At 44.1% G+C, this 24,586-nt stretch carries 27 protein-coding genes; 18 read left to right on the top strand and 9 right to left on the bottom strand.

Annotated elements, in window-relative coordinates; translation table 11 throughout:
- Positions 1-27: 27 nt before the first annotated feature.
- Complete coding sequence (locus tag KY305_RS14910; protein ID WP_223063204.1) at positions 28-846, top strand: M15 family metallopeptidase; 819 nt, start codon at positions 28-30, stop codon at positions 844-846.
- 45 nt (positions 847-891) lie between these two features.
- On the opposite strand, the gene KY305_RS14905 is transcribed toward KY305_RS14910, so the two are convergent.
- Positions 892-1,143 (bottom strand): hypothetical protein, encoded by a 252-nt coding sequence (locus KY305_RS14905; RefSeq protein WP_223063203.1) that lies wholly within the window; start codon positions 1,141-1,143, stop codon positions 892-894.
- A gap of 92 nt (positions 1,144-1,235) precedes the next feature.
- Complete coding sequence (locus tag KY305_RS14900) at positions 1,236-1,937, bottom strand: class I SAM-dependent methyltransferase (protein WP_223063202.1); 702 nt, start codon at positions 1,935-1,937, stop codon at positions 1,236-1,238.
- Positions 1,938-2,082: 145 nt separating this feature from the next.
- On the opposite strand from KY305_RS14900, the gene ctpA reads away from it, so the two are divergent.
- Positions 2,083-3,483: a carboxy-terminal processing protease CtpA gene (gene ctpA / locus KY305_RS14895; protein ID WP_223063201.1), complete on the top strand. Its 1,401-nt coding sequence runs from the start codon at positions 2,083-2,085 to the stop codon at positions 3,481-3,483.
- Between the two features lie 433 nt (positions 3,484-3,916).
- Positions 3,917-5,329 carry a glycoside hydrolase family 30 protein gene (locus KY305_RS14890; protein ID WP_396021538.1) on the top strand — a complete coding sequence of 471 codons (1,413 nt, stop codon included), beginning with the start codon at positions 3,917-3,919 and terminating at the stop codon, positions 5,327-5,329.
- Between the two features lie 44 nt (positions 5,330-5,373).
- Here KY305_RS14890 and KY305_RS14885 read toward each other — a convergent pair whose 3' ends face one another.
- Positions 5,374-6,864 carry a sodium:solute symporter family protein gene (locus KY305_RS14885; RefSeq protein ID WP_223063199.1) on the bottom strand — a complete coding sequence of 497 codons (1,491 nt, stop codon included), beginning with the start codon at positions 6,862-6,864 and terminating at the stop codon, positions 5,374-5,376.
- A complete protein-coding gene (locus tag KY305_RS14880; protein ID WP_223063198.1) occupies positions 6,864-7,064 on the bottom strand; it encodes a DUF3311 domain-containing protein in 201 nt (66 codons plus the stop codon). Before KY305_RS14880 ends, KY305_RS14885 begins: the two co-directional genes overlap by 1 nt.
- A 185-nt stretch (positions 7,065-7,249) precedes the next feature.
- Here KY305_RS14880 and KY305_RS14875 point away from each other — a divergent pair, with 185 nt between their 5' ends.
- Both KY305_RS14875 and KY305_RS14870 read left to right on the top strand, forming a co-directional pair.
- The gene (locus tag KY305_RS14875) at positions 7,250-8,161 is read left to right on the top strand and encodes a ring-cleaving dioxygenase (RefSeq protein WP_223063197.1); all 912 of its coding nucleotides are present in this window, start codon (positions 7,250-7,252) and stop codon (positions 8,159-8,161) included.
- 13 nt (positions 8,162-8,174) lie between these two features.
- Positions 8,175-8,777, top strand: coding sequence for an alpha/beta hydrolase (locus KY305_RS14870; RefSeq protein WP_223063196.1), 603 nt, complete (start codon positions 8,175-8,177; stop codon positions 8,775-8,777).
- A 43-nt stretch (positions 8,778-8,820) separates the two neighbouring features.
- On the opposite strand, the gene KY305_RS14865 is transcribed toward KY305_RS14870, so the two are convergent.
- Positions 8,821-9,429, bottom strand: coding sequence for a nitroreductase family protein (locus KY305_RS14865; RefSeq protein WP_214813857.1), 609 nt, complete (start codon positions 9,427-9,429; stop codon positions 8,821-8,823).
- 129 nt (positions 9,430-9,558) lie between these two features.
- Here KY305_RS14865 and yodB point away from each other — a divergent pair, with 129 nt between their 5' ends.
- On the top strand, positions 9,559-9,918 hold the full coding sequence (yodB, locus tag KY305_RS14860; RefSeq protein WP_214813854.1) for a transcriptional regulator YodB: 360 nt from the start codon (positions 9,559-9,561) through the stop codon (positions 9,916-9,918).
- A gap of 144 nt (positions 9,919-10,062) precedes the next feature.
- On the opposite strand, the gene KY305_RS14855 is transcribed toward yodB, so the two are convergent.
- Complete coding sequence (locus tag KY305_RS14855) at positions 10,063-10,425, bottom strand: hypothetical protein (RefSeq protein ID WP_223063195.1); 363 nt, start codon at positions 10,423-10,425, stop codon at positions 10,063-10,065.
- Positions 10,426-10,649: 224 nt separating this feature from the next.
- Between KY305_RS14855 and KY305_RS14850 the strand changes: the two genes are divergently transcribed.
- A complete protein-coding gene (locus KY305_RS14850; RefSeq protein ID WP_223063194.1) occupies positions 10,650-11,423 on the top strand; it encodes an acetoin reductase in 774 nt (257 codons plus the stop codon).
- A 393-nt stretch (positions 11,424-11,816) separates the two neighbouring features.
- Complete coding sequence (locus KY305_RS14845; RefSeq protein WP_223063193.1) at positions 11,817-12,053, top strand: hypothetical protein; 237 nt, start codon at positions 11,817-11,819, stop codon at positions 12,051-12,053.
- Between the two features lie 33 nt (positions 12,054-12,086).
- On the opposite strand, the gene KY305_RS14840 is transcribed toward KY305_RS14845, so the two are convergent.
- Positions 12,087-12,551 (bottom strand): spore gernimation protein GerT, encoded by a 465-nt coding sequence (locus KY305_RS14840; RefSeq protein ID WP_223063192.1) that lies wholly within the window; start codon positions 12,549-12,551, stop codon positions 12,087-12,089.
- Positions 12,552-12,649: 98 nt separating this feature from the next.
- Here KY305_RS14840 and rarD point away from each other — a divergent pair, with 98 nt between their 5' ends.
- The 4 genes from rarD (at position 12,650) to bshB2 (ending at position 14,922) form a co-directional block, all read left to right on the top strand.
- Positions 12,650-13,546, top strand: a complete 897-nt coding sequence (rarD, locus tag KY305_RS14835; protein WP_223063191.1) for an EamA family transporter RarD — start codon at positions 12,650-12,652, stop codon at positions 13,544-13,546.
- A gap of 67 nt (positions 13,547-13,613) precedes the next feature.
- The gene (locus KY305_RS14830) at positions 13,614-13,892 is read left to right on the top strand and encodes a hypothetical protein (protein WP_061528298.1); all 279 of its coding nucleotides are present in this window, start codon (positions 13,614-13,616) and stop codon (positions 13,890-13,892) included.
- Entirely contained in the window at positions 13,889-14,239 is a 351-nt protein-coding gene (locus KY305_RS14825; RefSeq protein ID WP_223063190.1) for a YojF family protein, read from the top strand. Before KY305_RS14830 ends, KY305_RS14825 begins: the two co-directional genes overlap by 4 nt.
- A gap of 17 nt (positions 14,240-14,256) precedes the next feature.
- Positions 14,257-14,922, top strand: a complete 666-nt coding sequence (bshB2, locus tag KY305_RS14820; RefSeq protein WP_223063189.1) for a bacillithiol biosynthesis deacetylase BshB2 — start codon at positions 14,257-14,259, stop codon at positions 14,920-14,922.
- 28 nt (positions 14,923-14,950) lie between these two features.
- Here bshB2 and KY305_RS14815 read toward each other — a convergent pair whose 3' ends face one another.
- Positions 14,951-15,799 (bottom strand): STAS domain-containing protein, encoded by an 849-nt coding sequence (locus KY305_RS14815; RefSeq protein ID WP_223063188.1) that lies wholly within the window; start codon positions 15,797-15,799, stop codon positions 14,951-14,953.
- A 12-nt stretch (positions 15,800-15,811) separates the two neighbouring features.
- Positions 15,812-17,173 (bottom strand): MATE family efflux transporter, encoded by a 1,362-nt coding sequence (locus tag KY305_RS14810; RefSeq protein ID WP_223063187.1) that lies wholly within the window; start codon positions 17,171-17,173, stop codon positions 15,812-15,814.
- Positions 17,174-17,465: 292 nt separating this feature from the next.
- Here KY305_RS14810 and cdaS point away from each other — a divergent pair, with 292 nt between their 5' ends.
- The 6 genes from cdaS to KY305_RS14780 all read left to right on the top strand — a co-directional run bounded on the left by cdaS (position 17,466) and on the right by KY305_RS14780 (position 24,513).
- On the top strand, positions 17,466-18,074 hold the full coding sequence (cdaS, locus tag KY305_RS14805) for a sporulation-specific diadenylate cyclase CdaS (protein ID WP_262417805.1): 609 nt from the start codon (positions 17,466-17,468) through the stop codon (positions 18,072-18,074).
- A 120-nt stretch (positions 18,075-18,194) separates the two neighbouring features.
- Entirely contained in the window at positions 18,195-19,406 is a 1,212-nt protein-coding gene (locus KY305_RS14800; protein ID WP_223063185.1) for a macrolide family glycosyltransferase, read from the top strand.
- Positions 19,407-19,713: 307 nt separating this feature from the next.
- Positions 19,714-20,949 carry a C40 family peptidase gene (locus KY305_RS14795; protein ID WP_223063184.1) on the top strand — a complete coding sequence of 412 codons (1,236 nt, stop codon included), beginning with the start codon at positions 19,714-19,716 and terminating at the stop codon, positions 20,947-20,949.
- A 78-nt stretch (positions 20,950-21,027) separates the two neighbouring features.
- On the top strand, positions 21,028-21,618 hold the full coding sequence (locus KY305_RS14790) for a superoxide dismutase family protein (protein WP_223063183.1): 591 nt from the start codon (positions 21,028-21,030) through the stop codon (positions 21,616-21,618).
- A 77-nt stretch (positions 21,619-21,695) separates the two neighbouring features.
- Positions 21,696-22,586: an AAA family ATPase gene (locus KY305_RS14785; RefSeq protein WP_223063182.1), complete on the top strand. Its 891-nt coding sequence runs from the start codon at positions 21,696-21,698 to the stop codon at positions 22,584-22,586.
- A 10-nt stretch (positions 22,587-22,596) separates the two neighbouring features.
- A complete protein-coding gene (locus tag KY305_RS14780; protein WP_223063181.1) occupies positions 22,597-24,513 on the top strand; it encodes a vWA domain-containing protein in 1,917 nt (638 codons plus the stop codon).
- Positions 24,514-24,586: the final 73 nt, after the last annotated feature.

Genomic DNA, 24,586 nt, shown 5'->3' with positions numbered 1-24,586 from the left:
ATTCAAAAAAAGAAAGGTAAGGGTAAAATGAAGAAATCCAGTAAATGGTTCTCGCTCGCTGCGGCTCTCAGCGTAACCGCTATCGTGGGGACCGGCTGCAGCATTTCAGGCAGCGACAGCCATAAGGACACAAAAACCACTGCTGAAACAAAACAATCTGACGACGCATCAAACAAAAAAACAACGAAGACACAAGACAACGACTTTTTATTGGAAAGTAAATATTTTAACAATATTAAAGAAGTGAACGGGCTTGAGACCATTCAAAACCCTAAAAACACACTCGCGCTTGTGAACAAGACATACACACTGCCGGGAGATTATAAACCAAGTGATCTCGTCATACCGAAAGTTGAATTCTCTTTCACTGAGAAAATAGAGAAAAGATATATTCGGAAACCCGCTGCCGATGCCTTGGCGGAATTATTTAAAGCGGGGAAAAAGCAAGGTTATGACCTGGTTGCTGTATCAGGATACCGTTCTTACGACAGACAGAAAGTTATTTTCGATAATGAAGTCAGCCTGAAAGGTGAAAAGAAGGCGAAAGAAGCAGTCGCATTTCCGGGGCAAAGCGAACACCAAACAGGGCTTGCCATGGATATTTCCAGCAAAAGCAACGGATTTGAGCTGAATGAAGCGTTCGGAAACACGGCAGACGGCAAATGGGTGAAAGACCATGCGTATGAATACGGTTTTATCATCCGCTATCCTAAAGGCAAAGAAAATGTGACAAAGTATGAGTATGAACCATGGCATTTGCGTTATGTAGGCAAAAAAGCGGCAAAAGTCATCCATGACCATCAATTAACGCTTGAAGAATACTTTAATGAAGTAAAGAAAGTTTAATAATAAAAAAAGCCCGCTTAATAAACATAAAGCGGGCTTTCTTTATTACCAGAAGAGTAAACCTCCAAGCGCAAATCCGGTAATTAAACCAAGGCCGATACCATAGGCTGCTCCCCAGCCTCCCCAGCCTCCCCAATACCCGTAGCCGTAGCCTCTGTGACGGCCGCCGACAGGGGCGATATACACTTTGCTGTTAGTCACCCGTACGATTCTTCCGACATGGACTCTGCCGTTTCGTTCTGTAATCCTTGCTACTTTTCCGTGGTGCTGTCGGCAAATATGATAATAGTTTTGCATCTTTTCTCCTCCTATCCAACCTATCTTTCTATGTCAGCTTATGATAGAGTGCTATAAAAAGGTTGGACGAAAACAGGAGGACAATCGCCGTTTTACTTGTAAGCGACAAAAGCGCAGTGTCCCATATATTCACCGTACGCCTGCATAAGCTCATAATGAGCCGTCAGCGTATCGTAGTGAACCGGCTGGATAACGGGCGACAAATCCATTTCTGTAGTCGGCTCCTGCGCATTGTTTTCATAGAAAGCGGGAATGAAATCCGCTTTCTGAAAGCCTTGCTGAAGCAATCTCTGTTTCCATGCCGCTTCATCTTGTAATACGGTAAAACCGTAGAAGTCTTTTATCTGCGCGATGGCGTTTTCCGGCAAAGGTTTTTTTAAAGCTGCTTCAATGCCGATTAGCATGCCCCCGGGTTTAAGGACCCGCAGTATTTCAGACAGCGATGAATCAAGATTTGAAAAGGTGAGAACTGATTCAGAAAGGACGGCAGAAAAATGGTTTTCAGCAAACGGAAGCCGCTCAAGCTCCGCCAAATAGACCGGAATGGTTAAGCCTTCAGCGGCAAATCGCTTTGCTGCTTTTTCAAGCATAAGAGGATCTTTATCAACACAGGTGACGGGATACAGCAGCTGGCTGAGATAAGCGGCCGTCTGTCCCGTTCCGCAGCCGGCGTCAAGGACCGGCTCGCCAGGAGGAGGAGCCGCTTTTGCGAGAACAGCTTTAGAATAAGCGAGTCCGCCGGGGTGAGCCCCTCCGACTCCGAATAAGGACAGCATTTCTAAATATTTGCTCAAAGTCCGAATCCTCCTTTCTCCCTCAGCATATGTTGAGAGAAATGTATAGGTTTGGGTAAAGGGGAAAGAAGGGCGCTCACGTTTGAAGTTGACGAATAAGAGTTCGTCTATGATAATAATGAAAGAATAAAAAGGTGGTGTTTACTTGAAACGGCAATTTAAACTGTTTTTTATCGTGCTGATCACAGCAGTTGCAGCCTCAGCCCTTACGTTATTTATCACGGGCAATACGACCATTTTCGGACAAGGCTCAACAGCGCTTGGCAATAGCAAATTTGATAAATTCAATAAAGCTTACGAGCAGATCAAAAGTGATTATTACCAAAAAACAGACGACAGCAAATTAGTAGACGGAGCGATAAAAGGCATGATCAGTTCCTTGGATGATCCGTATTCATCTTATATGGATCCGCAGGAAGGAAAGTCTTTTGAAGAAACAATTTCCGCTTCATTTGAAGGCATTGGCGCGCAAGTAGAAGAAAAAGACGGCAGCATACTGATCGTATCTCCTATCAAAGGATCACCCGCGGAAAAAGCCGGTGTTAAACCGAATGATCAGGTCATTAAGGTGAACGGCAAAAGCGTTAAGGGCCTTAATGTAAACGAAGCTGTTGCATTAATTCGCGGCAAAAAAGGAACCAGCGTCAAGCTTGTGTTACATAGAGCGGGAGTCGGCGATATAAACCTGTCGATTAAACGCGACACCATTCCGGTCGAAACCGTGTATTCTGAAATGAAAAAAGGCGGCATCGGCGAAATTCAAATCACTTCCTTCTCTGAATCAACGGCAAAAGAGCTGAACTCAGCTATTGACAGCCTTGAGAAACAGGGTGCAAAAGGATATATTTTGGATTTAAGGGGCAACCCCGGCGGTCTGATGGATCAGGCGATTAAAATGAGCAATATGTTTATTGATAAAGGAAAAAATATCATGCAGGTGGAATATAAAGACGGCACGAAAGAAGTCATGAAAGCGACCGAAGAGCGTAAAGTGACGAAACCGACAGTCGTGCTCGTCAATGACGGTACGGCAAGCGCGGCAGAAATTATGTCGGCAGCGCTGCATGAATCCTCCCGCATTCCGCTGATTGGCGAAAAAACTTTCGGAAAAGGCACCGTGCAAACGGCAAAAGATTACAGCGACGGTTCAACTGTTAAACTGACCATCGCGAAGTGGCTGACAGCCGATGGCGAATGGATCCATAAAAAAGGCATCAAGCCGCAACACGCAGTAAAGCTTCCTGATTATGCGAACCTGCCGTTTTTAGATGCCAAAAAAACATATCAATACGGTGACTCTGGCACAGACGTGAAAAATGCCCAAAAAATGCTGAAAGCACTCGGATATAAAGTGAATGTAAACAGCACGTACGATAAAGCATTTGAAGCAGCCGTTAAACAATTCCAATCCAAAGAGAATTTGAAACAAACAGGAATCTTAACGGGAGACACAACGGCAAAACTGATGACGGATCTGCAGAAAAAGCTGGCCGACAACGATACACAAATGAAAAAAGCCATTGAAACAATAAAAAAGAAAATGTAGCAGCCCGATAGCAGGCCGCAAGTAAAAACACCTTGTTACGTCATAAACCGTTAGCGTTATGATGTAACAGGTGTTTTCTGTTTCACGAGGAAAGTATGATTTTAGTTTCATGGCTGATGTGTGCTTAACAAGTTTCTTGTAAAACGGCTATTTGCATGGACAAAACTGCGTATAAGCCGAGAAGAATGAGTACAGCTTAAGTTTAGAAAAGCTTCATCCAAAGGCGCCGTCTGTTCTATGAGGATCCGCTTTTTTGTAAGCGCATTCTCAGTGGATTTTTGAGATGAAGATGAACGAAAGGAGGTGAATTGGATCAGTCCGATTCACAGTTGTCATCCATTGGATTATGAAAAAAGGGGAGGGAATTGGATATATGACTTTTTTGAAATTATCGCCGGCTCTTCTGCTTACTTCTTTACTGTTAACAAGCAGTATGGGCAATCCTGTTCATGCGGCTGATCATAAGGGAACCGGCGAAAATAAAGTACGAGTCTGGTACAGCTCAGAAAAAGACCCGGCGTCCCGCTCCTGGTATAATGGACCAAAAGAAGTCACATACGCTTTAGACGAACAAACCCCCCTTACGTTAAAAAAGAAGAAAGCGTCTGACTCACAAGCCATTTATATCGATCCGTCACAACGTTATCAAAGTATGTTAGGCATAGGTTCGTCTTTAGAAGAATCTACGGTAAATAATTTATCCAAAATGTCTCCTGAGAAGAGAGAAGAAGTGCTGAAAAAACTGGTGGATCCGCATGAGGGTATTGGTATGGATGTGATGCGTATTACAATCGGGACATCAGATTTTACGGCTCAGGAGTTTTATACGTATGATGACATGCCTAAAGGGAAAAAGGATCCCAAGCTTAAAAATTTCTCTATTCAAAAGGATATTGATTTAAACATTACAGCAACAATTAAGCAAGCGCTGCGTATTAATCCTAAGCTTAAAATCATTGCTTCTCCATGGAGTCCGCCGGCATGGATGAAAACGAATGAAGGTCTCAGCAGAGGAAAGCTTAAGAATCAATATGTCGATGAATTGGCCGCCTATTACCGAAAATTCATTGAAGCATATAAAAAACAAGGGATTCCAATTTACGCAATGACTCTTCAAAATGAACCTTTACTGGAAATAGATTATCCGAGCATGTACATGCCGCCGGCCCAGCAGCGCGTGCTCGCTATTACATTGAAAAAGGAAATGAAAAAACATTCAATAGATACGAAAATATGGATCTATGATCATAATGCAAGCGGGGCTTGGAACTATATCCCGCCGATTTTAGATAATAAAAAAGGAAATCAAGCAGCAGATGGTATTGCTTTTCATGATTATGACGGGGATCTTTCGGTCATGTCTGAGATCGGAAGGAGATATCCTGAAAAATCAATTCATTTAACAGAACGCTCTGTGTGGGGAACAGAGGGTGCGGATCGGATCGCTCAATATTTCCGTAACGGCGCTTCCAGCTACAATGCCTGGGTGACAATGCTTGATAGTCATATTCAAACCCATCATTGGATAGGTACGCCTGATCCAACCTTGTTTATTCAGGATGCTAAGAACCCTGATCATTATTGGAACATACCGATTTACCATATAACAGGGAACTTTTCTAAATTTGTGGACCGAGGAGCAAAACGGATTGAAAGTAATTACGGCTCCAAAAATACAGTGACAAATGTGTCGTTCCTTAATCCTGACCATTCGATTGTTACGGTCGTCATCAACCAAACATCCTCGGATCAAACATTCCGTGCCGTTTCGGAAGATGAGCAGTTTGAAGCCGTCATTCCGGCTAAAACCGTTGCAACCTATAAATGGGTTCATAAAAAGAAATAATCACATCACAAAGCCGGCACGGGATACGTGCCGGCTTATTCATATTACGCGCCTTTTTGATTCAATTTATCAGAGGATGTTTTACCGAATAAACCTTCTTTCACTGCGTTTGAAGCCGCTTTTTTCACAAAAAACGGATTAAGAATAACGACGGCTGACAAATTGGAAACCAAACCCCAGAAGCCCTCATAAATGCCGTGGGAAGATTGGGTTATGTTTACTGTAAACGTCACAATAAGACCGACGAGCAGACCGATAATCGTTGCTTCTTTCGTTTGATTTTTCCAAAATAAGCTGACGGCGATGGCCGGGAAAATCTGCACCATTCCGGAAACGCCCAGCAGCTGCAGCGTAACGAGCGCCGTCGGGAAAAGCATTCCGAACAAAAGCGCAAGACCGATGACAACAAACACCATGGAACGGGTGATGATCGTCAGCCTGCTTTGTGAAACATTCGGATGAATCAAATCGCGGTACAAGTTATTCGCAAATAAGTTAGAAGCCCCGATAGCCATAATGGAACACGGGATTAAAGAAGCAAGAGCGATGGTTGAATAAGCAAAGCCCTGCGCGACGCCGCCGTAAGACATTTGAATGAGCTTAAGCAAAGCGAGCCGCGGATTGGTGTCCTCCGGCAGTACAAGAAACGCAATGAAGCCGAGAAAAATGACAAGAATCAAGACAATGTTATAAAGCGGCAGAAACATACTGTTTTTACGGACCGCATCAGCGCTTTTTGCCGTAAATACTCCTGTCGCGGCATGCGCCCACATAAAGAGAGCCAGCGCCGATACGATGGAAGCCGTAATAAACCAAGGGATTCCTTTCGGCCCTGATGAAGGAATCGTCAGCATTTGCGGCGCTTTTTGCGCCATCGTGTGAATCATCGGCATCCAGCCGTGAAAATGAATCAGCGGGAGTGACACAACCATAAACAGCATAATGACCCATACTAAAATATCTTTAATAATGGCTGTAAAAGTAGGACCCTTAATCCCGCTGAAAAAGGTATAAAGCGCAACAAGAACAAATGAAATGATGACCACCATGTTGACATTAATCACACCTGTCCCGGCTACCTGAAGCGTATCCTGAATGCCGCTCAGCTGCAGACAGATATAAGGAATCAGCATGAGGACACCGACAATGGCGACAAGGCTCGCCAAAAGCTTGCTGTCAAAACGCTCCCGGGCGTAATCAGCAAGTGTTGTCAATTTATGTATTTTCGCTACCTTCCAAAGCTTCGGCAAAAAGAAATAGGCAATAAAATATGCCAGCACAGAATACGGTATCGCAAAAAAGGCCACGCTTCCCCCGGTATAGGCGGTGCTGGTCAGCCCTAAAAACGTATAAGCGGTATAAAGGTCGGCGCCGACTAAAAACCAGACGAGCAATCCGCCAAAACGCCTGCCGCCGACAGACCACTCTTCAACAGATGCGCGGGCTGATTTGTCTCTTCCGGCGATAAAGCCGATACAGACGACGGTTAAAACGATAATGGCTGTAATAATAAGTGCGGTAACATTTGCGGGCATCAATCCAATCCTCCTTGTTTTTTCTGAAGCTTATAAATGCAAAACGAACATAAAGGAGTGACTGCTATCCATAAAAGCAGCCAAAAATGAAAAAAAGGCAGCCCGAATATAATGGGATCAATCCGATTAGCGAGCGACAGAAACGCAAGCTGGCTGAAAGGAATGAAGATAAGAATGAAAATTAGTGCTTTTCTGACCATTTACTTTCCTCCTGGAACCTGATAATGCTCCTTATAATAGCAGTTGTCAGATAAGATCACAAGATATTTTTCAGAAAAAAAAGATTTCTATTATTATTTTAACCGAAGCGCTTTGTTTGCATTTGCACCGGAAACAATTTAAAATAATGAATATCTCGAAATCAAGATATTTAGGAGTGGATATATTGAATACACCAGGATTGCATCACGTTACCGCATTTGCGAAAGACCCTGCTGAAAATTTGCGCTTTTATACAGAGGTGCTCGGCTTACGTCTTGTTAAAAAAACCGTTAATTTTGACGACCCCGCCACGTATCATTTTTATTTCGGCAACCAAAACGGTGAGCCGGGCACAATTATTACATTTTTCCCTTTTCAAGGCAGCCGCCGGGGCACTGTGGGAAAAGGCCAGGCCGGAAGGATTTATTTCTCCGTGCCGAAAGGAGCGCTTCCTTATTGGAAGAACCGCCTTGAACAAAATGGCTTATCTGTAACGGAGCATACGCTGCTATCTGAACAAGTGCTTTTGTTCGATGATACAGAGGATCTGCCGCTTGCAATCATGGAAGATGAAAGAAGCGGAAAAAGCCAATGGACGCCCGACGGTATTACGGAAAATGAAGCGATTACAGGCATAAGGGGAGTGCTTTTGTACTCATACCGTCCTGAAGCTACTATCAGATTTCTGACGGAAAGCTTCGGCTATTCGAAAATAGGGGAGGAAAATCAAATCGTCAGGCTTCAGTCGGAGGCTGCGATCGGACATATGATAGATGTTGATCTTGCGCCGAAAGAGAGCGGTGTCGGAGGCTTTGGCACGGTTCACCATGTCGCTTTCCGCACAACAGGCGAAGAACAGGAAAAATGGAAGGACATACTTGCCGCTTCACATCTCTCATCCTCTGAAATTCTTGACAGGTCATACTTTACATCTATTTATTTCAGAGAAAGCGGCGGTATTTTATTTGAAATGGCAACGGATGAACCGGGCTTTATGACAGATGAAACATTTGACGGTCTCGGTACAGAGCTTAAGCTTCCGGAATGGCTGGAAGCACACCGCAAACAAATTACCGGCATTCTTCCGAAAATATAAGGAGGCGCATACGATGAAACATATTTATGAAAAAGGAACGTCAAAAAACGTTCTGCTGCTTTTGCACGGAACGGGAGGAAATGAACATGACCTGTTGCCGCTCGGCCGTTTTATCGACCCCGACGCGAATTTGCTCGGTGTCAGAGGCTCGGTTCTCGAAAATGGCATGCCCCGTTTTTTTAAGCGGCTGAAAGAAGGCGTGTTCGATGAAAAGGATTTGATTGAACGGACGAAAGAACTAAAGAATTTTATCGATGAAGCGGCACAAACGTACGGATTTGACAGAAGAAACGTCATTGCGGCCGGTTATTCAAACGGCGCCAATATTGCGGCGAGCCTCCTGTTTCATTATCAAGATGTATTAAAAGGGGCGATTCTGCATCATCCGATGGTGCCGATCCGGGGACTTGCGCTGCCGGATATGACCGGGCTGCCTGTTTTTATCGGTGCAGGCAAGCAAGACCCGCTTTGTTCAAAAGAGGAGTCTGAGGAGCTGCATCATTATCTGACAGAAGCAAATGCAGCCGCTTCTCTTTTTTGGCAGGAGGGCGGCCATCAGCTTACCCAGCATGAAGCAGAACAAGCGCGCGTGTGGTACCGGGAGCAACATATGTAAAAAAAACCTTAGTTCGTATAGGCGAACTAAGGCTTTTTTTATCTTACAGCCAAGTTGAAACTTTTGAAACAGGCAGACGGTTGCTTTTATGTGCCGGTTTGACAGCTTTACCGATAGAAATAAGCATCACGGGCACGAAGCGGTCGCTGACATCGAATTCTTTTACGAATTGATCTTTATTAAATCCGCCGATTGCGCAAGTATCGTAACCCTTTGCTTTTGCGGCAAGCATCAGCTGCATCGCTGCTAAAGAAGCGTTTAGAAATGCAGAATCGCGGGCGAATTGTTCATTTTGGTAAGCGCCGTTAATTTGGCCTAAAAGCGTTTGCTTGATTTCTTCTGTGATATTGCCTTGACGAGCCAGCTCAGAATATACTTCTTCACCGTTTTCGTTTGCTTTCAAATCACCTAAAACGGCAACTACCGCAGATGATTCGATAATTTGTTTTTGGTTAAAGGCTACCGGAAGAAGAGCCGCTTTTGCTTCGTCGCTGTGAAATACTTGGAAATGCCAGTGCTGCAGATTCCAAGCGGAAGGCGCTTGTGTCGTGATTTCAAGCAGTTCTGTTAATTCCTCTTTTGTCATAACCGCATCTTTATCGTATTCTTTAACAGATGCGCGTTCTTTTAAAAGATCCAATACGGATGTCATAATGTTTCCTCCTTCGGATAAACGTGTTATCATAATAGAAAAGTTAGAAGCTTACTAAATGTAACTCGAAAACTTATTTTAATGGATGACTGAAAACTTGTCAATTAATAGATGAAGGGATGGAGTCACATGGGATATACAATGTGTCCTAAAATGGAATCCGCTTTTTCGCTGTTGGGAAAGCGTTGGAACGGTCTTATCATCCATGTGCTGATGGACGGGCCGAAACGTTTTAAAGATATAACTGAAACTATACCGATGATCAGCCAAAAAATGCTGGCGGAGCGGCTGAAAGAGCTTGAACAAAATGAAATTGTCGAGCGGCAGGTGCTGCCTGAAACCCCTGTAAAAGTCATTTATAAACTGACCGACAAAGGCATGGCGCTGCAATCCGTTTTTCAGGAAATGCAAAAGTGGGCCGACAGTTTTTGCGAACCGGGAGCGGCCGCACGAGACGAAAAATGTGAACAAGAGCAGGACAGACCTTGACAGAAGGCTGCCGGATATTTTCCCGGCAGCCTTTCTGTATGACAATAAAACGGTAAAATGAAATGAAAGCACCTGCTATTGATGCAAAAGAACTGCTGTAAGCTCCTATTTTTAAAAGGAGAAGGGCTTAGGCATCTTATTTTATTACAGGTACATCTCCGGAAAACCATCAATATCAAAATTATTTAAATCGAGATGTAAGTCTTTTAATTGTTTTAATAAGACATCGAGTTTTAAGCAATCAAATTCTTCTGGAATATCTTCAGGGTGTGCAATTTTCATTCCAGTCTTAATCCATTGTTTACGATACATCTGAAATGCAGCCTCAATTAAATGATCCGGAGTTACAATAAAGCCTAATTTTACATCATGATCTTCACTGCAGCCAAACTCAAAATCACAACAAGGACAAATTTCAAATGTTTTTTGATACTCGCCGTTATACAAAAGTCTTTCATCTAATCCTTTAAACCCGCATATTAAACATAAATATAACTTTTTTCCCAACTTAAATCCCTCTTTTATCTTTTATTTACCTATCTTCGCTTATCCTAACGGTACTTCCCATTGCATCTTTGCCTTTGAAATAGGCGGACACTTTTGACATCGGCGACTGTCAATGAATATTTCAATTGAGATAAGCTGAATGTGAGGCAGCAGTTTCAAACTTGTTAAGACACTTTGAGCTGTTCATACTATGATTAAAGACTCGTTGCGAAAGGGGAATGTTCATGTCCAAGACAGCAATCGTTACTGGTTCTGCAGGAGGATTAGGAAGGGGCATAGCAGAAAGGCTTTGCAAGGATGGCTTTCGTGTCGTGCTGCATGATATAAATGAAGCGCTGCTAAACGAAACTGTTTCAGATTTCAAAGAAAAAAACTTTGATGTTATCGGCGTAAAAGGGGATGTGTCGAAACGTCATGATCAATTTAATTTAGTGAAGGAAGCGGCAAATACGTTTGGACGTCTCAATGTTTTTGTAAACAATGCCGGTATTGAAGCTGTTTCTCCATTTTTAGAGATTACGGAAGAACAACTTAATAAATTATTCCGTGTTAACGTAAATGGTGTTGTTTTTGGCACTCAAGCTGCCGCTGGCCAGTTCATGAAGCAGAATACAAAGGGTAAAATCATTAATGCATGCAGTATAGCTGGTCACGAATCATTTGAAATGCTCGGCACCTATTCTGCATCCAAGCATGCTGTAAAAGCTTTTACACATGCAGCTGCTAAAGAGTTGGCGGAATATAAAATAACAGTTAATGCATATTGTCCAGGGGTTGCTAAAACAAAAATGTGGGATAGAATCGATGAAGAAATGGTTAAACATAGTGATGACTTACATCCGGGAGAAGCATTTGAAAAATTCTCTTCAGAAATAGCCCTGAGAAGATATCAAACACCTGAAGATGTTGCTAATTTAGTCTCTTTCTTGGCTTCAGATGATTCAGATTATATTACTGGGCAAGCCATCTTAACTGATGGCGGTCTGGTGTACAGATAATAAAAAACTGCAGAGAAACTTCAGCTGCGTATGTAAAAGAAGCCTGGCTGCGAAGGTGAATGAGGCCCCAATCCATTAAGGAGAGGGGCTTTATCTTAGTAATACTTGCTGCGCCTTCTGCTGAATTATGGGAAACAGCATCTTTCTTCTAAATGCTTCAGAATATATCGTCAAACTCTGGAATGTAAGATTTTAAACTCATTGTACAAAATCTCGCCATAACGTTTTCTGGCTAACATCAGGCCGCATTCATTTGAAGAACATTATAAATCTTACAATTTCGATGTTAAACGCTTTGAGAGGCGTAATGGCTGCAAACAGCAAGGCCGCCCAATCAAAACCCGCCCTTTATGAATATTCTTAAGAATAGGCAGACATAAAGGAGGAAAAAACATGTACCCTCATCATGAAATGTATCGCGGGAATTTCGGACCGGGCGGATATCCGGCGAGAGGTCCTTTTTTGTTCGGCGCTCCTTTAGTCGGCGGATTTTTAGGCGGCCTTCTCGGAGGTGCGCTTGCTACCGGGTTTGCGAGGCCCCCGTATCCGTACGGTGCTGCCGGTTACGGATACGGAGGAGCTCCATACGGCGGCTTTGGACCCGGGGCGGGTTATCCGCCCTTTTATTAAAGAAAAACGGTCTGCGTTATGCAGGCCGTTTTTTTATCTCATAATTTCCACTTCCGACAAATTATAATCTTCTAGTTTTGAAAACATGACTTCTATCATCCCGTCTCTATAGACCGCCTTCGTTCCCTTCCGTTTCACAAGGCTTGGGAGAACGATTTCTTTTTTCCCTTCCGAAAGACTGCTGTTTTCAATGACAAGACTGTGTGACGTATGCTTAATCCTGATATGATCAAGTTCATCTTGTTCAGCCGGAATTTTCGCAAAGACATGGTCAGAAGTTTCGAACAAGTCAATTTCCGGTTTCGGGGGTTCGGCCTCGACCGGCTCCGCTTTTTTGGAAAGCGGGTCGCGAAATGGGAATTGCCCCGCATAATCGGAACCGAACACACTTTCCATCACTCGGTTGACGTATGACTCGACATCTTTCGGATCTGCATTTTTAAACGTTTCTTTAGAAAACTGATTATGGAAGGGAAAATATCTATTCCATTCAAACATCGGCATCTCACCCTTTCTTAACGGACAACATAGTATATGCCTGCCTAAAGCTTCCCGTGATATAATATAATCTGTTTACAGAAAGGAAGGGGAAGGCTGTGCAACATAATGCCGCAAGAAAAGGAATCATTTATACCGCTGTTTCATTTGTCATGTGGGGGCTGTTTCCGGTCTATTGGAAGCTTCTTGAACATATCCCGGCAATGGAGATTTTAGCCCACCGTATCATATGGTCGTTTGTTTTTATGTGTGTGCTTTTGACAGTGCTTCGCAAGTGGAGGACGGGATGGCGGGAGCTGCGTTTGCTGAAGGCGAACGGAGGCCTGTTGGCGCTTTTTTTCACTTCCATTTTAATTTCCGTCAATTGGTTTGTATACATATGGGCCGTAAATCACGGTTTTTTGCTTGAAGCAAGTCTTGGATATTATATTAATCCGCTCGTTTCTGTACTTTTGGGCATCATATTTTTAAAAGAAAAGCTGAACCGGCTTCAAATCGCAGCAGTGTCTATTGCCGGAGCAGCCGTCATCCTTTCCGCGTTTCAGTATGGCGCGGTTCCTTATATCGCATTACTCCTTGCATTCAGCTTCGGTTTATACGGCTTATGCAAAAAAAGAACCAGCTTGTCCAGCACGATCGGATTAACGCTGGAAACGCTGTTGATTACGCCTTTGGCTCTTATTTATATAGGTTATGCCGCTAATGGAAGCTCGTCTGGTTCATGGAGCGCAGGGACATGGGCGCTGCTCTTTTTCGCCGGTGTATTTACGGCGCTGCCGCTGTTGCTGTTTGCAGAGGGGGCAAAGCGTCTGCCGCTTTATCAGGTGGGCATTCTGCAATATATTGCGCCGACCATTACCCTTATGCTCGGAGTATTTGTATATCACGAGCCTTTTTCAGGACAAAAAGTGTTTACCTTCATTTGTATATGGGCCGCATTGCTGTTGTTTACGGTTTCACAGCTGAAATGGAAACGGCCTTTAAAAAGCCGCTAAGCCTTTCGCTTTCCAGCGGAAGCTTAAATTATGTATAATCATTACGAGTATGTAAAGGAGCTGTACAATGGGAACTGATAAAGATTTAGCCGCAGCTTATACCGCACTGTGGAACAACCGTACACTCTCCGGTTCAACCCTTGAAGAAGTGGAGGAGGCCATTGATCTTGAACTGCTGGATCAAAGAACACATCCGAGGCTGCGAAAACCGCTTCAGGAGAAGTTTGTGCTGGCGGTGCAGCGAATTGTGAATTCCCGGCTGGAACCGATTGAGAAATGCGAATTGGTTGAATTACATACGAAGCGTTTGCAATTTTTAAGAGAAGAAAGAGGGGAGCAGCTATGAAAGCGATCATAAAAGAAGATGTGCAAACTTCTTTAGAACGATTTGCGGATCGTCCTGTATATATCCATTTGGAAACGACAACCGGTTCTTATTCAGCACACCTGAATGAAAAAAACATGACGGTTGTAGCTTATATACGCAATGCGAAAGTGACGTACCAGCAGGCGAAGATAAAAGGCAGCGGCCCGTATCGCGTCGGTTTGAAAACCGAAGAAGGCTGGATTTATGCAGAAGGCCTGACTGAATATACAGTAGATGACGACAACCGTCTTTTAATGGCAGGGCATCTGCCGGGCGGAAAATTGGCAATTTCACTTCAAATCAGTGAAAAGCCGTTTACAGTTTAAAGAAAAGGGTGAAAATCATGAAAGAACACGTACTCGTCATCCTGCCTCACCCTGATGATGAATCATACGGAGTGGCAGGGCTGATTGCCTTACACAGACAAAAAGATATTCCCGTTACGTATGCTTGCGCAACGCTTGGCGAAATGGGCCGGAACATGGGAGATCCCTTTTTCGCCAATCGTGAAACACTGCCGCTGTTAAGAAAGCAAGAGCTGATTGATGCATGTAAAGCGATGGACATCACCGATCTGAGGATGCTCGGATTACGTGACAAAACACTTGAATTTGAAGATGACGAGTGGCTGGCGGACATCATGGAAGAAATCATCGATGATGTAAAGCCGAGTCTAATCGTTACATTTTATCCGGGACACGGCGTCCATCCGGATCATGATGCCTGTGGTGAAGCGGTAATCAGAGCTCTTTACAGGAAGAAAAAAGAGGATCGTCCGCGCACGCTTTGCATGGCGATCACCCGCAACAGGGAAGAAGTTGTCGGCAAGCCTGACGTCATACTTGATATCAAAGAAGTCGCTGATATTAAAATGAATGCCTTAAAAGCACACCGCACCCAAACAGAAGGCATGCTCAGAGAGCTTGAAGAAAAAATTAAAAATAACGAACCGGTTCTCCAAACGTGGTTTGAAGAAGAAGTATATTGGACATACCCGTGGAAAGATTAATAAAAAAGGTATAAGGCGATTTTCAGCCTTATACCTTTTTTAATTTCAGATCTGAAGCGATCGCTTCAGCAAGTGAAGACCGTACTGATATTTCGGTAAATGTCAGGCCGAGCTGAACCGCCGTTTGGGCAATTTCCGGGCGAATCCCCGATAATGTCGATGCAACCCCGAGCACTCCGAGTGCCTCAATTAAGCTGAAAAGCTGCTGGGCAACCATCGTATCGATCATCGCCACTCCCGACAAATCAATATACAGCTGCGTAATCTGTTTTTGCGCACATTGATGAAGCGTATTCTCCATAATGTGTTTGGCTCTTGCAGTGTCAATATCCCCGATTAAGGGCAGCAGGCCGACGTTGTGAAACAGCACAATCACAGGCGAGCTCAGCTCAGTTATCAATTCTTTCTGGGCTTCAAGCTGAGTGTTTGTGTTTTTATACATTTCTTCTATAAAAATATGAATCACCAAATCAAACGATTTAATCAGCGTATGAAAGGCATCCTCGGCGTATTCTGTCGTCATGATGTCAGGGTGAAGCCTGATAAACTGTTTCACATAGCCGACATACAAATCTCTCACTCTGATAAACTCCCGAATGATGTAATGAATAGGCGTTTTCAAATGATCCTTATCTTGAGCCGCTTCAAACGCCCACTCTTTTAACGCGGACGTATAGACTTCTTCATTATCAGAAAAAATACGATTGATCTGATAGTTGAACGCCAGGTTTTGTTTTTTTAGATTTGCAATCACCGCAGGATCAGAAGAAGCATAAACAGAATTTTGGTCCGTTTCATGAATGGTTTCAAACCAAGTTTTACTTATCTTTTCCGCGTGCTGCATTAAATAGTCGTATAGCTGTATATTTTTTGGCATCATTCTCCTCCTTTATGAGAGCCTCGTTTCTTTTACATAACGCTTTTGCAGCTTAAGCAGCCTGAAAAACAAACCGACAGCTCCTGCGGCAAGTCCGGCAATTAAACCAATCCAATAGCCGTATGCCCCCAGGCTCGTATAGGTGCCGACAGCGTAGCCGACCGGCAGCCCGATGATCCAATACGAGACAAAAGCTGTACCGAGTGTATAATTCACATCCTTATATCCTCTCAGAGCGCCTTGAATAGGGGCGGCAATCGCATCAGACAGCTGGAAAAACAGGGCATAGATTAAAAAGTGCTGCGTCAAAAGCAATACATCCGGATCAGACGTATACATCCCGGCAATTTGCGGTCTGAGCAGCAGAATAAAAGCTGCCGTGCATAAAGAAAAACAAATGGCAATCACAATACCGATAAAACTGTACGAACGGGCATCTTTGTAACGCTTTGCGCCGGCTTCAAATCCGACTAGTATGGTCAGCGCCATAGACACGCTGAGCGGCAGCATATACAGCAGGGAAGCAAAATTCATTGCCGCCTGGTGGGCTGCGATCGTCACTGTCTGAAAGTGGCTCATCAGCAATGTGACCGCCGCAAAGATGCTCGTTTCAAAAAACACGGCAAAGCCGATGGGCAAGCCGATTTTTAACAGCTTTTTGCACTCGGACAGAGAAAACCGGTACAATTTACGGAACACGGAATATCCGGCAAACGGCTCGAATTTGTAAACGATAAAAAAGCTGATCGCACAAATACACCAGTAGGTGAGGGCAGAAGCGAGTCCGGCGCCCACACCGCCTAATGCAGGCATTCCGAGCTTTCCGAAAATAAAAACATAATTTAAAGCAAAGTTGATAGGCAATGAACAAAGCGTAATCAGCATGGTGACTCGCGTTTTCCCAAGTGAATCAATAAACGAACGCAGCACCGCATACACAAATAAAGGAAAAATGCCAAGTGATAAAAAGCCTAAAAAATGTTTGGCAATGTTCTGCACATGCGGTTCAAGATGCAAACTTCCTAAAATCAAATCAATGGTGCAAAAGCCGATGAGGATAACGGCCGCGCTGAGAATTGCCGCTACATAAACGGCTTGGATGACAGAAAAAGGGACATCTTTATGCCTGACCGCCCCAAAAAGCTGCGACACGATTGGCGTAACGGCCATCAATATCCCTGCAAGCCCCGTATAAATCGGCGTCCACAGGCTGGAGCCTATTGCAACGCCGGCTAAATCGGCTGCACTCACTTTCCCTGACATGACGGTATCTAAAAACGTAATAAGAGAAAGGCCTGCCTGTGTAATTAAAATCGGAATGAAGATATGTAACAGCTGTCTGACCTTTTGACCATTCGTTATTGTTTCTCTCAAGTTGGGTTCCCCGTTTCTTTATTTTAACGAGAGAAATTATAACATTTTATGTATAAAAAGCAATGGACACTTAGCCTACTCTTTTTTCGCCGATTTCGGCTTTTTAAACATCCGGGCATAAATAAATGTAAGAGAAATGATCCCTAAAAAGGTACAGATATATTGCATCAATCGTGCAAACTCCATTGGGCCGCGCCTCCTTTCTTTTTTATGATGTACACGAAAACGCATATCCATGCGCGGGTTGCGGAAAATAAGAGAAAGGAGTTGATGATGTTTGCGCCGAATCCAAATGAACGAAAGTGCGTTTACCGCTGCTGTCCAAACCTATTTGAAGCAAATTACGGAGGATGCCGCAATGATATTGCGGACATTGGACGAAAAAGATCAATGTCTTCTTTGCGAATTAGATGAACTGGGCCATACGTTTCAGGAAATGCAGGCGATCGCCTCATCGTTTTACTTACAGTCATATATAGAACACTTTACACCTTCATATACAGAGCTGGCGATGGCGGTTCAGCATCTGGCCGAAGAAAAACACGGCGCGCTGATTGTCATTGAGCGTGGAGACCCGTTGGACGCACTTATCCAAAAAGGAACCAGTCTGCATGCGGAAATCAGTTCCGCTTTAATTGAAAGCATTTTTTATCCCGGAAACCCGCTTCATGACGGTGCCGTACTTGTGCGGGAAAACCGGGTCGTATCGGCTGCAAACGTACTGCCTTTAACAACAAAAAAAGTGGATCTCAAATTCGGCACTCGCCACAGGGCCGCAATGGGTCTTTCGGCCGTGACTGATGCGCTTGTTCTTGTCGTCTCAGAAGAAACAGGAAAAATGTCCTTCGCTAAAGATGGCGCCCTGTATCCGCTTGTATCTCAGCGCGCCCTTCATAAATAATAATAACGTAGTAATATTGTACTCATTTAAATATTAATGAAGTGAATATCTTTACCTTTTTCTGTATGCGTGTTATCGTTGAATTATACATAAAATTTAAAAGGAAAAGGGAGTGGAGAGATGGCAAATGTATTAATGATCGGTTTTCCGGGAGAAGGCCACATCAACCCGTCTTTAGGCGTTGTAAAGGAATTAAAGGCAAAAGGTGAGAACGTTGTGTATTACGGCGTTAAGGAATACGAAGATAAAATCGTGTCAAGCGGCGCGGAATTCCGTGAATATGAGGATTTCCGAAAAGATCAATTCGGAAAAAACGCTACCGGTGATGAGAACAGAGATTCTACAGAATTTTTAGTACTGATGCTCGAAACCTCTAAAAAAGCCGCACTCCGCATTATTGAGGAAGTAAAGCAGGAATCATATGATTACATGATGTACGACCACCACTTCTTGGCAGGGAGACTGGTCAAAAACATATTAAAACTGCCGGCATATTCCCTTTGTACGACGTTTGCGATGAATGAAGAATTCGTGAGAGAAGTCTTTTCAAATGCGAGCTTGGTTTCAGAAGAATCACCATTTTATCCGGCATATACTGAGAAGGTCGGGCGATTAAACAATGAGTTCGGAGCAGATATTGCCGCTCCATTTGATGTTTTCTCAAATGACGGCAAGAAAACGATCGTGTTTACCTCAAGAGCTTTTCAGCCGAAGGAGGAGTATTTCGGAGACTCATACCTTTTTGTCGGGCCGTCTATTACCGACAGGCCGGCAGACAGCGATTTCCCATTTGAACAGCTTGAAGGGGAAAAGGTGCTGTTTATTTCAATGGGCACGATTTTCAACAATCAAAAGGAATTATTTAATCAATGCCTAAAAGCAAGCAGGGACTATGAGGGGAAGGTCGTCATGTCTATCGGCAAGCATCTTGACCCGGCTGAACTGGATGAGATTCCGCCGCATGTCATCGTCAAACCATACGTGCCGCAGCTTGAAATCCTGAAAAGGGCGGACTTGTTTATCACTCACGGAGGGATGAACAGCACGAGCGAAGGCCTTTATTACAAAACACCGATGATCGTGATTCCGATGGCCGGTGATCAATTTGCTGTCGGCCGACAAGTGGAAAAGACAGGTGTAGGCAAGCTGTTTAAAAAAGAAGATATAACTGCTGAACTGCTGAGAGAGACGATAAAAGAAATAAGTGAAAATCCTGAGTATCAAGAAAAAGCAAATGAAATAGGAGAATCACTGAGCACTGCCGGAGGCGCAAAGCGCGCAGCCGAGCTGATATTAGAAGATGTGAAAACAGCTGATTCCGCAGCATTGTAATGACTCCCCGTTTCCTAAAAAGGAAACGGGCTTTTTTTTGGCCTCATTCTGGGAAGGAATTTCCCGTTAAAAAGAGAATTGTATGAAAAACAGACAAGAAAGGAGGAAAATCGCGAAAAAAATGAAAATGATTCCAAAGTCTTTTGTGAAATGATCTCTATTTATGTAAAATGTGTGGCGTTGCTTCATCATAGGCTCAAATGAAATAAAATGGTGTCGACTTCTGAATAAATCCTGCAAGATAGAGATTGTCCTAAAAAACGGATGATTCCTTTAGCAATGATGACAATAGGAGGTTTTTCGTTATATGAAAAAAAAGATCGCAGCCGGCTTGGCTGTTTCTGCAGTGATGACTTCAACATTCGCAGTGCATCCCGCTGAAGCTAAAACGATTCAAGTGAAAAGCGGCGACTCTCTTTGGAAACTTTCCCGTCAATATCATACAAGCATTTCAGCCCTGCAGTCGGAAAATAAACTAAAATCAACGATCCTGTACCCAGGACAGCGGCTGAACATACCGGACGGCAATAAACATAAGGCAGCCAAAAAAGCCAAAAACAGTACGGGAACTTATACTGTTACATACGGTGATTCGTTATGGGTCATCGCCAAAAACCACAGCATGAGTGTTTCAAAGCTAAGAAGCCTGAATCATTTGAGTTCGGACGTTATCTATCCGGGCCAAAAACTGAAAATTAAAGGTTCAGCCGGCGGCAGCACAGATGGAGGCGGTAAACAGACTAATCCTGATAAAGGCGCGCCACCATCAGGAACTTATACCGTAAAGCCAGGCGACTCGCTGTGGAAAATCGCCAATCAAGCCGGTATGACAATCGCTGAATTAAAGACGTTAAACCATTTACAGTCCAATATGCTGTATCCGAAACAAGTCTTAAAAATTAAAGGTTCTTCAAAGAGCGGAAACAGCGGCACAAAAACACCTTCTAAACCAAATTCTTCTGAGAAGCCTTCTGCATATACAGTGAAACCGGGCGATTCCCTCTGGAAAATTGCCAATCGGTTCGGCATCACCGCACAATTCATCAGAGAAAAAAACAAACTCACAACCGATGTGCTGCAAATCGGACAAGTTCTGGTGATTAACGGAACGAATAAAACGAAAGAACCTGTACAGAAGCCGGGAAATAAGCCGCCTGTGCCTGAATCTCCTCCCGTTGAGACAGGATCAAAGATTGACAGAATGATAGCCGAAGCGAAAAAATACGTCGGCGTTTCTTACCGCTGGGGAGGAAATACCCCTGCCGGATTCGACTGCAGCGGTTATATCTATTACCTTTTGAATAAAGTAAGCTCTGTTTCCCGCCTGAGTGCTGCCGGATACTGGAATACAATGAAACATGTCAGCCAGCCGTCCGCGGGAGACTTTGTCTTTTTTACGACATATAAAGCGGGCCCTTCTCATATGGGAATTTATTTAGGCGGCGGCAGCTTTATTCACGCAAGCTCCTCCGGCGTTGAAATATCAAACTTAAGCAATTCCTATTGGAAAAAAGCCTATTTAGGGGCACGCAGTTATTTTTAAAAAGCCTTTCGGGGCTTTTTTTGTTTACCGTTTTTAAGTTTTGACAAGACTGAAGGGTAAAAATAAGGGGGAGGCAGCATGTATCGTCTCTTACTTTTCTTCATGCTCGCATCGCTTGTGCTTGAGGGCTGCGGCAGCAAACAAGCGCCTTTACGGCCGCAAGATCAAGCGGAACGCCGCGCGTTGGAAACATCTTCATACCGCGAGCATGCCGAACTCATCGATAAAAACGGAAAAAACATCGGATATATCGAAGTCAAGGAATCTAAGGAGGAAGGGCTGGACGTTCACATATCAGCAAGCCATCTTCCGCCGGGAGCCTCACTAGGTTTTCACATTTATGAAAAGGGGACCTGTAAAGCGCCGGATTTTGAATCAGCGGGCGGACCGTTTAATCCTTTGAACAAAGAGCATGGCTTCAACAATCCGATGGGCCACCACGCAGGGGATCTGCCTAATCTGGAGGTTGGTGCCGACGGCAAAGTTGATGTCATTATGAATGCGCCGCAAACATCTTTAACAGAAGGGAGCAGGCTCAACATGCTTGATGGGGACGGAAGCGCGTTTATTATTCATGAACATACGGATGATTACTTAACAAACCCAAGCGGAAATTCCGGCGCCCGAATCGCCTGCGCTCCTCTGGTAAAAAGCGCCCGCAGAGAATGAGCCCTTTTGTATTGAGTATACAAGGGCTTTTTTAGTATACTCGGATATGGAATACGAATGGAAAGGAAACATCACCTATGACATCAGAATTACAGCACTTATCATTGCCGGCAGATATAAAAAACAAGCTGACAGCTTATCAAAATCATCCCGTTTCCAAAGAATTTCAGCATTTGATCGGATCTCCGGGCTATGAAGCTGAAGATCAAGCCATTTTGTTCGATGCGATCATCGCTTTGTCAATGGGAAAAAATATCTTATTAAAGGGACCGACCGGTTCAGGAAAGACAAAATTAGCGGAAACGCTGTCAAGCTATTTTCATAAGCCGATGCACAGCGTCAACTGCTCCGTGGATCTCGACGCAGAAGCGCTTGTCGGCTATAAAACGATTGAAAATGAACAGGGGCAGGCGACAATTGAATTTGTTCCGGGACCTGTAACGACCGCAATGAATGAGGGGCATTTTTTATACATTGACGAAATCAATATGGCTAAGCCGGAAACCCTCCCGATTTTAAACGGCGTGCTTGATTACAGAAAAATGATGACCAACCCGTTTACCGGAGAGGTCATTAAGGCAAGTGAAGGATTCGGTGTGATCGCCGCCATTAATGAAGGGTATGTCGGCACCGTTCCGCTGAATGAAGCGCTCAAAAACCGCTTTGTCATCATTGATGTTCCGTATATTAAAGGGAGCTTGTTAAAACAAGTGCTTACTGCTCAATCTGTTTTAAAAGACGAGAAACTGATTGACCGCTTTATGACATTGTCATCTGATTTAATCGTACAAGCGCATAACGGCCAAGTCTCAGAGGAAGCAGCGTCTATCAGAGCCTTAATTGATACATGTGATTTAGCGGCATACATTCCGCCGAAACGGGCGATCGAAAGAGGCATCGTGGAAAAACTTGATGACGACCGGGAAAAAGCCGCCGTCCGAAATATTGCCGAAACGCTGTTCGAATGAGGGATTCACAATGAAGTTTATCAAATTCAACGACAGCACGATTGACTCCTTTTTATTCATGATGCTGACCGACTTGGCAAAAACATTGACCAAAAGCAAAGAAGTGGAAGTAGAGTACGGCGTTCAATCCTATTACAATCCTTTTGAAAAGAAAATTTATATGAGTCACTTTTGGAAGGACAGGTCGGCGGCAGATATGGAAGCCGGTCTGAAAAGCGATGTGTACTTGCGTGCTGTCGGAACACGCAGCAGCTCATTCAGGGATTTTGCCGGATTTTTACACGGCGTTCACCGCCGTTTCACCCATCAAAGCTTTGCAAAACAGCTCTTTATGCTGCTTGAGGATATCAGAATTGAAGAACTGATTAAAAAAGAGCGTCCGGGAACAAAGCATGTATTTGCAAAGCGGAGAGAGATGTACAGAAAATATTTTACGACCCAGCTTACATTGAATTTAGAACGGAGCATTTTTACCGATGCCCTGTATTGTGCGATTTTTGTTAAACTGACAGCTGAGTCTCCGCTGGAAGGCATTCCTTCAATGCGTGAAGACATCGATATGATGAGGCCGTTTATCGAAGGGCAGCTCATTCGGGTATATGAGTCTGATTCTACAGAGCAGATCGCAAAAATCACCGAAGACCTTATGGAAGGCCTTGAAGAAGTGCTGGAAAAAGATATGCTGAACACTTACTTCTTTCTGCCTGAACTGGATTACGAGAAAGCGGCCGAGCAGCCTTTATTTGAAAGCATCGAAGAAGCGCCGTCATTAAGTGATGATATTACGCTCCCGGAATCTTCCGACGGAGATGAAGACATTCATGACGAGGAAATGCCGACATGGCATCGTGAAACCGAGGCTTCGTCAAAAAGTTTTCTTCAATTTGATATTGAGCACGGCGCGAAATCAGATTTAGGAAAAGACGCGGCGAGAGAAGGCGATGACGGTGACCAGGCGTTGGGCTCTGTTCAAGGCTCCGCCCGCCAGACGAAAAGAAAAGATTATTCCAAGCTGGAAGCCCTTGAATCCAAACGGGATGAACCGGCAGGAGCGGGGATGGCTGACGGAAAAGAAAATAAATTTGCCTTCCCGATTTATAAAACGCCCGAAAAATCCTCACCCGCTGAAGAGCTTTCATATAAAGAGCAGGCAAAAACAATAGAATCATATCAAAAACGCCTGAAGCAAATGATTCAAAAAACACTTGAACATAAGAAAACGTTACCGCGGACAGACCTTCACGCGGGACGGCTGAACAATAAATTGCTCCGTTATTTTACAGAGCGGAATCCGCGCCTTTTCTATAAAAAGCAGGATCCGTCGTCGGAGATTGACGCCGCTTTTACCTTGCTTGTCGATTGTTCCGCCAGCATGTTCGACAAAATGGACGAAACAAAACGCGGCATCGTTCTTTTTCATGAAGCACTGAAATCCGTGTCCGTCCCGCATCAGATCGTCGGATTTTGGGAGGACACAAACGATGCGACCGAGACGAGCCAGCCGAACTATTTCAATACGGTCATCCCGTTTGAAGAATCTCTGAAGCAGGCCGCAGGGCCGCTGATCATGCAGCTTGAACCAGAGGAAGATAACAGAGACGGCTACGCCATCAGACAAATGACGAAACAATTGATGCGGCGGAGCGAGGCGCAGAAGTTTTTAATCGTGTTTTCAGACGGCGAACCGGCGGCATTCGGTTATGAGCAAAACGGCATCGTCGATACGAGCGAGGCCGTCATCGAAGCGAGAAAAAGAGGGATAGAAGTGATAAATGTTTTTCTGTCCAATACAGCAATAGAAGAATCGCAGATGAAAACCATCCAAGACATGTACGGAAAGTTCAGCATTTTTGTTCCGGATGTCGATCAGCTGCCGGATGTGCTGTATCCTCTCTTGAAAAAACTGCTTCACAAAAGCATAGGATAGGGCTTTTCCTATGCTTTTTCGCTTTTTATTTTAAAATGATTTAATTTTTTCGTTAATTAGATGATTTTTTTAC

The sequence above is a fragment of the Bacillus sp. YC2 genome (genome assembly GCF_019891195.1).
Lineage (GTDB): Bacteria > Bacillota > Bacilli > Bacillales > Bacillaceae > Bacillus.
This window is presented reverse-complemented; position numbering and strand designations above follow the sequence as displayed.